8 protein-coding genes and 1 pseudogene are annotated in these 12,507 nt (G+C 73.4%); 6 read left to right on the top strand and 3 right to left on the bottom strand.

Annotated features, from left to right (window positions below; all coding sequences use genetic code 11):
- Positions 1 to 171: 171 nt before the first annotated feature.
- From ACWGJO_RS39080 to ACWGJO_RS39070, 3 genes and pseudogenes are all read right to left on the bottom strand, one after another.
- A complete protein-coding gene (locus ACWGJO_RS39080) occupies positions 172 to 3,816 on the bottom strand; it encodes a WGR and DUF4132 domain-containing protein (protein WP_452190390.1) in 3,645 nt (1,214 codons plus the stop codon).
- Positions 3,817 to 4,495: 679 nt separating this feature from the next.
- Positions 4,496 to 4,639, bottom strand: a pseudogene (locus ACWGJO_RS39075) (exodeoxyribonuclease III); the annotation flags it as partial.
- 486 nt (positions 4,640 to 5,125) lie between these two features.
- Positions 5,126 to 6,310: an aromatic ring-hydroxylating oxygenase subunit alpha gene (locus ACWGJO_RS39070; protein ID WP_452190388.1), complete on the bottom strand. Its 1,185-nt coding sequence runs from the start codon at positions 6,308 to 6,310 to the stop codon at positions 5,126 to 5,128.
- A gap of 162 nt (positions 6,311 to 6,472) precedes the next feature.
- On the opposite strand from ACWGJO_RS39070, the gene ACWGJO_RS39065 reads away from it, so the two are divergent.
- The 6 genes from ACWGJO_RS39065 to ACWGJO_RS39040 form a co-directional block, all read left to right on the top strand.
- Entirely contained in the window at positions 6,473 to 7,195 is a 723-nt protein-coding gene (locus tag ACWGJO_RS39065; RefSeq protein ID WP_449807796.1) for a class I SAM-dependent methyltransferase, read from the top strand.
- Between the two features lie 52 nt (positions 7,196 to 7,247).
- Positions 7,248 to 8,396: a nucleotide disphospho-sugar-binding domain-containing protein gene (locus ACWGJO_RS39060; RefSeq protein WP_452190387.1), complete on the top strand. Its 1,149-nt coding sequence runs from the start codon at positions 7,248 to 7,250 to the stop codon at positions 8,394 to 8,396.
- On the top strand, positions 8,393 to 9,259 hold the full coding sequence (locus ACWGJO_RS39055) for a phytanoyl-CoA dioxygenase family protein (RefSeq protein ID WP_452190391.1): 867 nt from the start codon (positions 8,393 to 8,395) through the stop codon (positions 9,257 to 9,259). The genes ACWGJO_RS39060 and ACWGJO_RS39055 overlap by 4 nt, the downstream gene beginning before the upstream one ends.
- The gene (locus ACWGJO_RS39050) at positions 9,256 to 10,257 is read left to right on the top strand and encodes a hypothetical protein (RefSeq protein ID WP_452190385.1); all 1,002 of its coding nucleotides are present in this window, start codon (positions 9,256 to 9,258) and stop codon (positions 10,255 to 10,257) included. Before ACWGJO_RS39055 ends, ACWGJO_RS39050 begins: the two co-directional genes overlap by 4 nt.
- Positions 10,254 to 11,543 (top strand): activator-dependent family glycosyltransferase, encoded by a 1,290-nt coding sequence (locus ACWGJO_RS39045; protein ID WP_452190383.1) that lies wholly within the window; start codon positions 10,254 to 10,256, stop codon positions 11,541 to 11,543. The genes ACWGJO_RS39050 and ACWGJO_RS39045 overlap by 4 nt, the downstream gene beginning before the upstream one ends.
- A partial coding sequence (locus tag ACWGJO_RS39040) for an SRPBCC family protein (RefSeq protein WP_452190382.1) occupies positions 11,540 to 12,507 on the top strand: 968 nt, incomplete at its 3' end. The genes ACWGJO_RS39045 and ACWGJO_RS39040, both read left to right, overlap by 4 nt.

The following is a 12,507-nucleotide window of genomic DNA, read 5'->3' as shown; positions in this document are numbered from 1 at the left end:
GGTACCTCACCCCACTCGAAACCCGGGCCAGACTGCAGCACGACTTCACCCCCGCAGCGTAAGCAACAGCTGTCCAGTTCAGCGGGGGAACTTCAAAGTGGAGCTCCTCCTCGGCGGTGTTCGTGGTCACTGCGGCCTTTCCCGGGCGGTCGTCGGTGAGGTGGCGAGGGGTCACAGAGTGGTCAGCTCGGTGAGGTCGGCGATCACCTCGGAGGCCATCACCGGGTCGAGCTCGGCGAAGGTCGGGAAGGTGCGGTTGTGGGTCCAGTAGTCTCCCGGGCGCCTGTCGAGCCACACCGTCTCCACCTGCTGCTCGGGATACACGTCGTGCATGCCGACCGCGATGCCGTGCTCCGGGGCGATCACCACGTAGAGGTCGGGCCCGACCCGGCGGGACAGCCAGCGCTCGACGCCGTTGTCCTCGGGCTCGCCGCGCTGCCAGCCGCGCCGTTCCATGCCGACCAGCCGGGTGGTGGGCAGCACCGGACCGTTCTCGAAGCGGGTCAGGCGGTGACCTGCCCGCTCCTCGTCGCTCAGCGCGTACACCGGGCGGCCGAGCTGACGGAACGGCTGCAGGATCTCGTAGTCGGCGAACAGCTCCGACCACGCCGCGAGTTCCGCACCGAGCAGCAGCGGGTGGGCCAGCCGGACGGTGGCCCCGGCGGGCAGCACGAACACCTCGTCCGCGACGTCCGCCAGGGTGCGGTCCTCGGCGACCCGGAACGCCGTCGTGGCGCCGTCCGCCTCGGCCAGCCACACCAGCCGGCGCACCAGGTGCCACAGCAGCGGATGCCCGACGAAGAGCTGATCGAACTCCTCCGCCGTCCACGACCGCCGGGTGACCATCGCGTCCTCCAGGCGCCGGATCTGGTCCCCCGCCACCGTGCGGACGTCCTTCTTCAGCGCGGCGAAGCGCTTGCGCTCGGCAGGCGCCAGCTCGGCGTCGTCCCGCACCCCGGGGACCGGCAGGTCCTTGCGGCGGGTGCCGTCCGCGTCCAGCACGTACGGCTTGAGCTGTTCGTCGAAGCCGACCGTGAACGTCCGGCTGCCGTAGTCGACGACGGTGGTGCCGTCGGCGTCCAGCCCGAAGTCCGGCACCAGACGGTCCGACAGCTGCTCCCCGGTCAGGCCCAGACCGGCCGCCACCTCGGCGATCTTCTCCTGGGCGCGGGTCTTGAGCGCCTTGAACTTCACCCGCTGCGCGATGCCGTGCAGGTGGAGGAGGGCGACGTCGCTGCCGATCGCGGCCAGCACCTCCAGGCCGTCCACCGCCCGGTGGTGCGCCCCCTCGCCCGGCCAGGCGCGGAGCACCGGCGTCAGCCGGCGGACCGTCCCGTCGTCACCGAAGCGGCCGAGCACGTGCAGCGCCCAGCCGTCCTGGGCCGGCATACCGGCCAGCCGCCACTGCTCGAACACCGCCCAGCAGAACTCCGTCAACGACCGCGGCTCGCACAGCCGGGCCGCCTCGTCGAGGCCCGGGTAGAACGCCCCGGGCGCGGACATCGCGAGCATGGTGAGCACGTGCCGCACCGCCTCGGCAGGCAGGGCGCCCTCGCCGCCGCGCAGCAGCAGCTGCGGCAGCATCACCGGCTCCGCCCAGTCGCAGGGCGGGGGCAGCTTCGCCGGGAGCGCGGTCACCAGCGGGTCGGCCGACAGCAGCGTGCCCATGGCCTCCTCCGCCTTCGGCCCGAACTCGGCGGCCACCGCGCGCACCGCCGCCGCGCCGTGCGCCCCGGCGATCACTCGCAGGGCCTGCTCGGCGCCGAGCCGGGCCGCCCCGGCCTTCCCGAGTGCGGCGGGCACCAGCAGCCGGGCCGCGTCCACGCCGTGCCGGACGAACCAGGAACGCGCGGTGCTCCCGGCCGACTTGAGGCGCACCAGCCAGTCCGTCATGGTCTCGGCCACCCGGGCGTCCAGGTACGGAAGGAGCAGGGGCGCGTGCGTGGCCGGGTTCCCCACCGCGGCGGCCCGGATCGGTTCGACGGCGTCCGTCCCGAAGCGGGCGGCGACCCGGCGCAGGGAGTCCCCGGAGTGCCAGATGCGCTCACCGGCACGCCACTGCGCGAGCAGGGGCCGGGCCAACTCCTCGTCGCCGTAGGCGAACAGTGCGAGCTCGGCGTGCTGTCCGCCGCGCAGCCGCGCGTCCTCGGGCTGCCCGATCCTGGCCCGGATCGTGGCCGCGACCCGCTGCCAGTCCTCGTCCGACCAGCTCGTGTACCAGGACTCCGAGGTCGCCGCCCACGCCTCGTGCTCACCCGGCAGCCACCGCATCTGCGGTTCCTGCGGCACGGCGAGGCCGGTCAGCACGCGGGGCTTGCCGGCGGAGCGCGGCCGCGTCCACGGCGGGCTGGTGAACAGCTCCGGCAGCGAGTCGGGGCCGACCTCCGGCACCCGCTCGCCGAGGTCGGTGAGCGGCTCTACCAGGGCCGCCTGCTCCGGCGTCAGCTCCGGCAGCAGTTCGAGCGCGGTCGCGCGGTGGACCGCGACGTGGCCGGTGAGGAGCTGCCGGGCGAGCTGCTGCGTGGCCGGGTCGGTGGAGGCCACTGCGGCCTCGGCGAGCAGGCGCACGGCACGCCGGGGGAACCGGCGGAGACCGGCCAGGAGGGCGGCGCGGGTGGACTTGATGCCGTCCTGCTGGGCCAGCAACCCCCGGAAGCCCTCGTCGGAGGGGAGCTCGGCGAGCGCCTCCAGGATCCGCTTCTTGCCGTCCTTGTGGTGGTAGCTGGTGGTCAGGTCGTGCAGCATCACCGGTGCCACGTCGCCGCCGAGGCCCTCCGCCACGGTCGCGATGATCTCGGTGGACCATCCGTCATAGCCCAGGCTCGGCAGCGGGGGGAGCTTCTCCAGCGGTTCCGCCGAGGAGAGCGAGCACAGCAGCATCGACCACTCGACGACGGCCAGTCGGGAGCCCGACGCGACACACTCCTCGACCCAGGCGGTCTCGGACGGCGCCAGGTACGCCGCCACCACCAGGCGGGTCAGATTGTTCCGGCAGTCCGCCAGGGCCTCGACCGCCGCGCGGTGGGTCTCCTCGTCGCACGCCGCCAGCAGCGACCGGACCCGGTCCGCGGCGGGGCGGTACGCGCCGTGCCTCTGGTTGGCCCCGCGCCGGACACGGGGGTGGACGGACCTCTGGTGGATCCAGTCGGTCTCGACGGCCGTCGTGAACAGCTCGACGGTGGCCCTGGCCGCGAACGGCAGGCCGAACTCCGCCACCCAGGCGTCCACGGCCACGCGGAGCCCGTTGTTGCCGGGATACGAGAACACGGCGGCGAGCACCGCCGCACCGACCGGGTCCCGGCTGCCGGACTGGTGGGCGCGGGCGGCCGCGACCAGCTCCGGGTCACTGCGCTCCGAGGCGAGCGTCTGCTCCAGCCAGTCCCCCATCTGCCGCAGCCCGTCGCGGTACGAGGTCACCGGGCCCTTCCCCGGCGCGGACGGCTTCCGGGGAATGCCGCCCCGGCGCGGGATCAGGGCCCGACGCCAGGCGTCCGGCATGACGAAGACGTCCTCGTCCTCGGGACCGGCGGCCTCGGCCGTGGGTGCGGACACGCCGGGCTGCGCCACGGGCACCGGATCCGTCGCCGCACCCGGCTCCGTACCCGCCCCCGCACCGATCTCGCGGTAGCCCTTGCGCTCCTTCTCGGCGACCACCTTGGCGAAGTGCGCCTGCGCCTCCTCCACGGTCGGGAACGCCTTGACCTGCTCCCGCCCGTTCGTACCGGACCGCCCGTACCGTACGGTCACCGCGGCACCGTCGACCGCGGCCTCCCAGAACTTGTCCGAGCCGCCCTCGACGAACTCCCAGCGCCGCACAGCCCCGCCCCTCTCCTCGCACTGATGATCAGGAGAGGAACGTTAGCGAGTCCCACCGACAAGTCCCCGGCCGACCGCCCCCGCACTCACCTCCCCGCCGAAGTCACCGTGCGCCGGCGCCTCGTACCTCGGCGAGCGGCGGACACGTCCTGGACTTATCGGCCGGCGTAGTTCAGTGACTGGAGCCGAGTCTTGGCGTCTTCCTCCCGTGCGTCGGGGGTGTGGCTCAGGTGGAGGGCGCGGAACGCGGCCCGTACGTCGGGGCAAAGCGGGCGCCGTCGCCGCAGACGCAGACCTGGGCCCCGGCTTCGAGCGGGGCCAGACCTCCTCGCCCTCCGCCACGATGCGGTCCTGGACGAAGCGTGCGCCCATCACCGGCGGGTCGAAGTAGGAAGGCAGGGGCTCGCAGGGAGCTCCTGAGGCCCTTGATCACTCCCATGATGAGAGCGCACTTGGCCTTCGGGGGGGCACGGCTCTGCGAAGGTCTGTGCGTACGCTGGCCGCCCGATCGTGACTTTTACAAACCGACGCGTTCCCGGAAAAGAAACTGACTTCCACTCAGAGAATGGCGATCACCGCGTAGCCCCATTCGCGGGCCATAGCAGCTGCGGTCATCGCTCCCGGCGGGTCGCGCGACGACCGCAGCAGCCGAAGCCAGCTGCCCGAACTTCGCAAATAATTAATGGAGTTGGTCGAGGTCGAAGACGGCCGTCACCGGTGCGTGGTCGCTCCAGTGCTCTGCGTGGGAGGCTGCGCGCTCGACGTAGGCCTTGACGGCGGTGTCCGCGAGTTTCCGACTGGCCACCAGATAGTCGATCCTCCAGCGGAACGACCCCTTTTCGAAAAAGGTCCACCCGTTCGAGTGTGGGGTGTTCGAGGGTGAATGCCGGCCTGGGCCGTAGGGGACCTCCTGTGAGCAGCGTGACAGCGTTGCTGCCGGTTCGGGCGGTGGTGGGTTCGCGTGTCTCCGACACCCACGGGGACGTGGGCAAGGTCTCGCACCTGGTGCAGGTTCCAGCTCGCCCGCAACGCGCCGGAGAACACAATGAGCACCTTCTCGCGGGCCGACCTCGAGATGGCCCTCGCCGCAGGCTGACCTCTCACGGCCCCACAACCGGGACCATGCACAACTGCACCGTGATCCGTCGTTGTTGGTCGCGGCTCAGAAGCCCGACAAGTCGTCGTGACCGACGAGACTCGTGCACGTCGACTACGGCTACGATCCGCAAACCGGGAAGATTTCAAGTCCTCGACTACGACACAGGTCTTCCCCGGTGGGACTGCCCGCAGGGCTGCGGCCTTCCTGCCTTCACGGACGGGGCGGGAGGGACGGGGCCACGCTCTCCGGGGGCGGGCAGAGTTTGCCGGGCCAGTCGGCGTCGTCACGCAGCAGGGCGCGGGCCAGGCTGCGGTAGAAGAGCAGGACACCGGGCTCCTTGGGGGAGAGGTGGCCGCGCTCGGCGAAGCGCGAGGCGGCGCCTCGTTGGACTGCCTCCAGGCCGTGTCGGTCCTCGCCGTTGATCCGGGAGGCGTACGCCTCCGCTTCCTTCCGCACGGCCTCGCGGTCCTGGCCGTCGAGCAGGGCGGAGGGCATCAGCACCCCGCCCCGTACCAGGGTGCGGTCGATGGAAGTCGGAAGGAGGCTGAGCCAGATCACCATGTCACCGGAGGCGGCCAGACTGCCCGAGGGGAAGACGAAGAAGCCGTACAGGTGCGCGCGTTCCTCCTCGGTGAGGTCGAGGACCACCGGCTCCAGCGGCTCCGCGTAGCGCACCCGCATGCTGTCGGCCCACGGCGAGTCCGCGCGGACCGTGGTCCGCGCGCCCCCGGGCGTGGTCGGTTGCAGGGTCTCCGGGTGGAAGCCCATGACGTGGTAGTTCTCATGCGCGTTCTCGACGGCGATCTTCCAGTTGCAGTGCCATTCCTCGGTCCAGCCGGCCACCTGGGTCAGCTCCGGCAGCCGGTAGTTGACCAGGTCCTCGCCGATTCGCCGCAGATGGGGCCCCAGCGGCTCGGCCGAGGCGTCCAGGTTGACGAAGACGAACCCCTGCCATTCCTCCACCGCGAAGGCGGGCAGCCGGCACGTGGACGGGTCGAAGGCCGGATTGCGCTTCATGTGGGTGGCACCGACCAGGCGGCCGTCCAGAGCGTAGCGCCACAGGTGATAGGGGCACGTGAAGGCGTCGGTCCGCCCCGCGCCCTCCTCCACCACCGGCATCAGCCGGTGCCGGCACACCGGCGAGAGCCCGTACAGCGAGCCGTCCTCGCCACGCACCACGACCACCGGCTCGCCCGCCACTGACAGGGACACGTAGGACCCGGTCTCCGTCAGCTCGTCCACGTGCGCGACCAGCACCCAGGAGCGACCGAACACCAGTTGCCGCTCCACCTCCCACAACTCGGGCGACGTGAACGCCGCCGGCGGCAGGCTCAGATCCTCGGCATCCGGCCCCAGATACCGCTCCAGCTCCGCCGTGATCTCCCCGATGTCCACGTCGGCCCTCCCCTCGGTCCGGCTTCGTCCAGTTCCGGCCGAGGGTGGCCGCGCGCACTCGTGAACCGGTCGGATCGCGATGGACCCGGCCCCGCCGCCGCCGCGCACCGCCTCCATCCGCCCTGGGCGATTTCTCCAGCGCGGCTTCCGACGATCCCGTTCATGTACGGGGCTGACCTCACCGAGATCCACGACCTCATCCACGAGAGCCGCGGCAAGGACTACGCGGCCGAGGCGCACGACCTCACCCGGCGGGTGCGCGCGTTGCGGCCGGACGCCGACTCCCTGCTCGACGTGGCCTGCGGCACCGGGGCGCACCTGCGCCACTTCGCCGGCCTCTTCGACCGGGTCGCCGGTCTCGAACTGTCCGAGCCGATGGTCCGTGCCGCGCGCCGGGCGCTGCCCGACGTTCCCGTCCACACCGGAGACCTGCGCGACTTCCGGCTCGACACCCGCTTCGACGTGATCACCTGCCTGTTCGGGTCGCTCGGCTACGCCACCGACCCGGCCGAACTCCACGCCGCCCTGGCCGCCTTCGCCCGGCACCTGACGTCCGGGGGAGTGGTGGCCGTCGACCCCTGGTGGTTCCCCGAGACCTACCTCGACGGATACGTCTCCGGGGATGTCGCCACCGTGGCGGGGCGCACCATCGCCAGGGTCTCGCACTCCGCACGGGCGGGCGACGCCTGCCGGATGGACGTGCACTACGTGGTGGCCGACGCCCGCACCGGCGTCCGGCACTTCACCGAGACCCACCGCATCTCGCTGTTCCCCCGCGCCACCTACGAGGCCGCGTTCCGCGCGGCCGGCCTCGACGTCACGTACGTCCCCGGTCCGCACGCCGGCCGCGGTCTCTTCCTCGGGACCGCCCCGGTGGTCCCGTGACACCCGCACCGCGCCCGACGACGACCGATCCGACACCCAACCTGGGAGCAGCATGCGCGTCCTGTTCGTGACCTCCCCAGGCCTCGGCCACCTCTTCCCGACCATCCCCCTCGCCCAGGCCTTCCGCGCCGCGGGCCACCGGGTCCGCTACGCCACCGGAGGGCTCAGCCTCGCCGCGGCCGAGGCCGGGTTCGACGTCGTGGACGTCACCCCGGACCTGGACTACCTGCCGGTCTACCTGCCCCAGGAGAGCGGGGATGGCGTTCCCACGGACCACCCCATGTTCGCGGAGGACCCCGACGACGCCGAACTCGCCACGCTCTTCGCCCGAGTCTCCGGGGTCATGGTGGACGGTGTCCTCGCGGCGGCCCACGACTGGTCACCCGACCTGGTGGTCGCGCCACCCCTGCAGGCGGCCGGCCGGCTCGTCGCCGCCGCGCTGGGCGTGCCGCTGGTCGAGCCCCGGCTCGGGTCGTACGACAGCGGCGCCCGGCTGCGCACCCTGCTCCGCGCCGGGACGGCACCGCACTGGGAGCGCCACGGCGTCACCGGCGAACCCACGGCCACGGTCGCGCTCACCACCCTCCCGCCGAGCCTCACCGCGCTCCTCCCCGAAGACCGCCGCACCCCCGGGGCCGGGTTGCTGCGCCACGTGCCTTACAACGGCGGGGCCGTGCTGCCCGGCTGGTTGACGGAACGCCCGCGGGCGCCGCGGATCGCCGTCACCCTCGGCACCATCGAGGCCCAGTGGGGCGGCATCGCCATCCTGGAGCCGTTCCTGAAGGCCGCCCGGGGTGCGGACGCCGAGTTCGTGGTCACGCTAGGCGGCGGCGACCCGGCGCTCCTGAGCGATGTCCCGTCCAACGTCAGGCTGGTCGAGTGGGCCCCGCTCGACCAGCTCCTGGACACCTGTGCCGCGATCGTCCACCACGGGGGCAGCGGGACCCTGTTGACGGCGGCCGCCGCCGGGATCCCGCAGTGCGTCATCCCCCGCGGTTCGTACCAGCAGACCGGCGCCGATCTGCTGCCGGCCCGGGGCATCGGGCTCGTGGCCGAGGCCACCACCCTCGGCGCGGCCGAGTGCCGGGCCCTGCTCCGGGACGACCGCCTGCGCGAGAACGCCCGGCAGGTCCGGGCCGAACTGCTCGCCATGCCCACCCCCGCCGAGACGGTGGCCCGGCTCGCCGAGTCGCTCGGCTGAACGCCCGGCCCGCCATCCCTGCCTCCGCCCACCCGATCCAGGAAGCCGAACAGATACAGACAACGACCGATCTGACGAAGGCCGGGCGGCCCACCGAGGAGGCCCTGCGCCGCTACCGGGACCAGGGCTTCGTCCACTTCACGTCCGTGCTCCCCGCCGACGAGGTGGCCGTGTTCCGAGCCGCCGCCGACCGACTCCTCGCCGAGGAGGGCCCGCAGACCTGGGGCGCCTCCGAGGAGCAGGCCCAGGTCCACTACGTGGAGGCGGCCTGGCGCAAGCACCCGGACCTGCGCCGGCTCGCCCTGCACCCCGCGGTCACCGGGCTCGCCGAGTCCCTGGCCGGCGGGCCGCTGCGCCTCTACGGCACCGACGTGCTGAAGAAGGAGCCTCGGGTCCACCTGCCCACCGTGGTCCACGACGACGAGCCGGGCCTGCCGCTCGCGGGCCTCACCCGGACGCTGACCGCCTGGATCCCGCTGGTGGACGTGCCCGCCGCCCGTGGCTGTCTGGTCTACGTGCCCGGCTCGCACCGGCGCCCGGCGGAGCACCGCCAGGTCCACCTGGCCGGGTTCCAGGACTACCGGCCGATGGAGGAGGTCTGGCCCGAGTTCCCGTTCAGCCCCCGGGTGGCCGTTCCGATGCGCGTCGGCGACGTGGTCTTCCACGACTTCCGCACCGTGCACATGGCCGCCGTCAACACCGACGGCGAGCGCCGGCTCGCCTTCGCCGCCGTCTACATGGACTCCGACGCCACCTACCGCCCCGGGGTGCAGGACCACCCGGTGGCCCACCTGGAGCCGGGCGCGCCGGTCGACGGCGAGCTCTTCCCGCTGATCGCAGCCGGTCCCGGCGGCGCCTCGTGACCACGGCGCCGGCCCGGCTCGGGGAGCGGCTCCAGTACGAGCAGGGACTGCTCTGGCTGCACCGGATGAAGGGCGACCCGTACGCGGCGCTGCTCTGCGACGTGGACGAGGACCCGGGGCCGCTGCGCGAGCGCGTCCGCGCCGTCGGACCGCTGTGGCGCTCCGCCACCGGCCCGTGGGTGACGGGGGATCCGGCCATGGGCGCCGCGCTGCTCGCCGACCCCCGCCTCGCGCCCGCGCCGGTCCTGCCCGGTGACGGCGACGGCCCGCCCCCGGCTGGGCCGGTGCCCCCGCCTGAGGGCGTCCGGGTCCGCCTACCGGATGCTCTGGGGCCGGAGTTCGACCTGGTCACCGAGGTGGCCGAACCGCTGGTCGCGGCGGCCCTGGCCGAGGCGTGCGGGATCCCCGCGGACGAGCACGAGCGGTTCGCGCGGGCCGTCACGGCCTGCGGCACCGCCCTGGACGCGACGGTGTGCCCCCAGCGGCTGGACACCACGCGGCGCCTGCACGCGGCCGCCGACGCGCTCCGCTCCCTGCTGGCCGCGGTCCCCGGCGCCCCGGTACCGGCGACGGTGGTGGCCGCCGCCCGCACCGGCGCCGACCTGATCGTCCGGACCCTGCTCCGGGCCCGGTTCCCGCTGCCGCCCGCCGCGGTCGGCCCGACGGTCTCGGACGCGCTGCGGGAACGGCCGCCGGTGTGGATCGCTCCGCTGGTGGCCCGCGCCGAGGTGCCGATCGCCGGAGAACGGATCGCCGCCGGCGAGCGGGTGGCGGTGCTGATCGGCGACGGTCACGGGCACGGCCAGGACCACGGCCAGGATCTCGCCCCGTTCCGCCGGGCCCTGGCCGAGGGCACCCTCGCCGCCTTCGCAGCCCGGTACGCCGAGCTGCGCCCCGCCGGGCCCGCGGTGCGCCGCCCCCGGGCGCCGCTGACCCGGGGACCGGCCCGGGTGCCGGTCCGGGCCACCGCGGCCGCGACGGGCGGAGGCGGCCGATGAGGGTCCTGTTCGCCTCGCTGGAAGGCAGCCACTTCCAGCTGCTCGCCCCGCTGGCGTGGGCGCTGCGCACCGCCGGGCACGAGGTCCGCGCCGCCTGCGTCCCCGACGTGGTGGAGACCGTCACCCGGACCGGGATCACGGCCGTCCCGCTCGACTGCCCGCCGTGGTACGAGGGCCTCGGGCCGTTCCACCAGGAGGCCATCGCCCACTTCGGCACCGCCGACCAGCAGCGGGAGCCGGACCGCCAGGACACCTGGGCGGACCAGCTCGGCTACGAGAGCGTCATCGTCCCTGCCCTGAACTCCCGCCTGAACTGCGACCGGCTGATCGACGAGCTGGTGGCCTTCGCCCGGCACTGGCAGCCGGACCTGGTCATCTGGGAGACGCTGTGCCTGGCCGGTCCGGTCGCCGCGCTCACGGTGGGGGCGGCCCACGCCCGCGTGGTGTCCGGCCCCGAGCTGGCCATGCAACTGGGCACCCGTCGGGAGTTCCTGCGACTGGCGGCCGAGCAGCCGCCCGAACACCGCGAGGACCCGACGGCGGAATGGCTGGACTGGACCCTGGAGCGCCTGCGCGCGCCGGCCCGCTTCGACGAGTCGGTGCTCACCGGCCAGTGGACCGTCGACACCCGCCCGGCCGGTCTGCGCGAGGACCTGGGCGTGCCCACCGTCCCCGCGCGCTACGTCCCGTACAACGGCCACTCCGTCGTGCCCCGTTGGCTGCGTGAGCCGCCGGCGCGGCCCCGGGTCTGCCTCGCCCTCGGGGTGAGCATCGACGGCGGCTACGGCCTGTGGGACCTCGACGCGGTGCTCGCCGGCATGCTGGACGCCCTGGCCGACCTGGACGTCGAGGTGGTCGCCGCGCTCTCCGAACGGCAGCGCGCCCACCTGCCGCGGCTCCCGGGCACCGTGCGGGTGGTCGACCACGTGCCGATGCACGACCTGCTGCCGACCTGTGCGGCCGTCGTGCACCACGCCGGCTACCAGACCAAGGCCACCGCCGAATTCCACGGCGTGCCCCAGGTCCTCCTCACCGGCTGGGAGTGGGTCACCGAGGCCATGGGTGAGGAGTACGAGAAACAGGGCAACCTCGCCGCCCTGCCGCTGCGTTCGTTCACCCGCGACCGCTTCCGGGAGACGGTCGCGCGGGTGCTCGACGAGCCGTCGTTCGCCGAACACGCACGACGGCTGCGGCGGGAGATCCAGGAGATGCCGACACCGAACGAGGCCGTCACCGTCATCGAACGGCTCACGGCCCGTCATCGGAAGGGAGAAGGAGCAGCATGACGCTCACGGAGATCGTGGCGGAGCTGGGGCGGTACCTGGACGAGGACGCCCCCCAGGTGAGCCTGTCCCCGGCGGCCTTCACGTCGCCGGAGCTGTGGGCGGCCGAACGCGAACGGGTCTTCGGACGGTCCTGGCTGCTGGCCGGTCACCTCGGCGACCTGGCCGAGGCGGGCGCGTCGGTGACCCTCGCGCCCGCCGGCCGGCCCGTCACCGTGACCAGGGAGGAGGACGGGGTCCTGCGTGCCAGGTCCGCTACGGGCGCTCGCCGCCCGCCCACGTCGGTGGAGGAGTGGCAGGGCTTCGTCTTCGTCAACGCCGACCCGGATGCCGAGCCCCTGGCACCCCACCTGGGCCGGATCGGCGAGGAACTCGCCGCCTACCGGCTGACGGAGATGACGCCGGTCACCGGCTTCACCGAAGTGTGGCGGTGCAACTGGAAGATCGCGGTGCAGAACGCCCACGAGAACTACCACGCGATGGGGCTCCACCCGACGACCGTCGGGCTGATCACCCCGCCCGGCGGAGCGATGGAGGTGCGCACCGAGTCCCGCTGGGTCACCCGGCTGCTCAGCCCGTTCCGGGAACCGCTGGCGTCCACGGCGCTGCCGCTCAGCGCCGATCAACGGGCCACCATGTACAACTGCGCGGTGTTCCCCTCCGCGAGCCTCGCGGCGTTCGGGGACTCGGTGGTCTGGATCAGCATGATCCCGCTCGCCATCGACCGGATCGAGGTCCGGGGCGGGGTGCTGATGCATCCGGCCGCGCTCGACGGCCAGGACCTGGACGCGCTCCGCGAGGAGAACGCGCGCAGCGCCGCGGTGGTGAACCGGGAGGACCGGCTGGGGATGGAGGCCGTCCAGCGGGTGGCCGGCTCCCGGTTCGCCGAGCGCGGCCACCTGTCCCCGAAGGAAGCCGGGGTCCTGGCCTTCTACCGCGCCCTCGCCCGCGCGCTGCTGGCCGGCTG

It is taken from the genome of Kitasatospora sp. NPDC054795, from assembly GCF_053611565.1.
Note: the sequence above shows the minus strand (reverse complement) of the source record. Positions and strands in the feature narration are given on the sequence as shown.

Bases quoted from the DNA above. Each gene is read 5' to 3' on its own strand.
- ACWGJO_RS39045 (WP_452190383.1), top strand. From the start codon at position 10,254: ATGAGGGTCCTGTTCGCCTCGCTGGAAGGCAGCCACTTCCAGCTGCTC.
- ACWGJO_RS39060 (WP_452190387.1), top strand. From the start codon at position 7,248: ATGCGCGTCCTGTTCGTGACCTCCCCAGGCCTCGGCCACCTCTTCCCG.
- ACWGJO_RS39065 (WP_449807796.1), top strand. From the start codon at position 6,473: ATGTACGGGGCTGACCTCACCGAGATCCACGACCTCATCCACGAGAGC.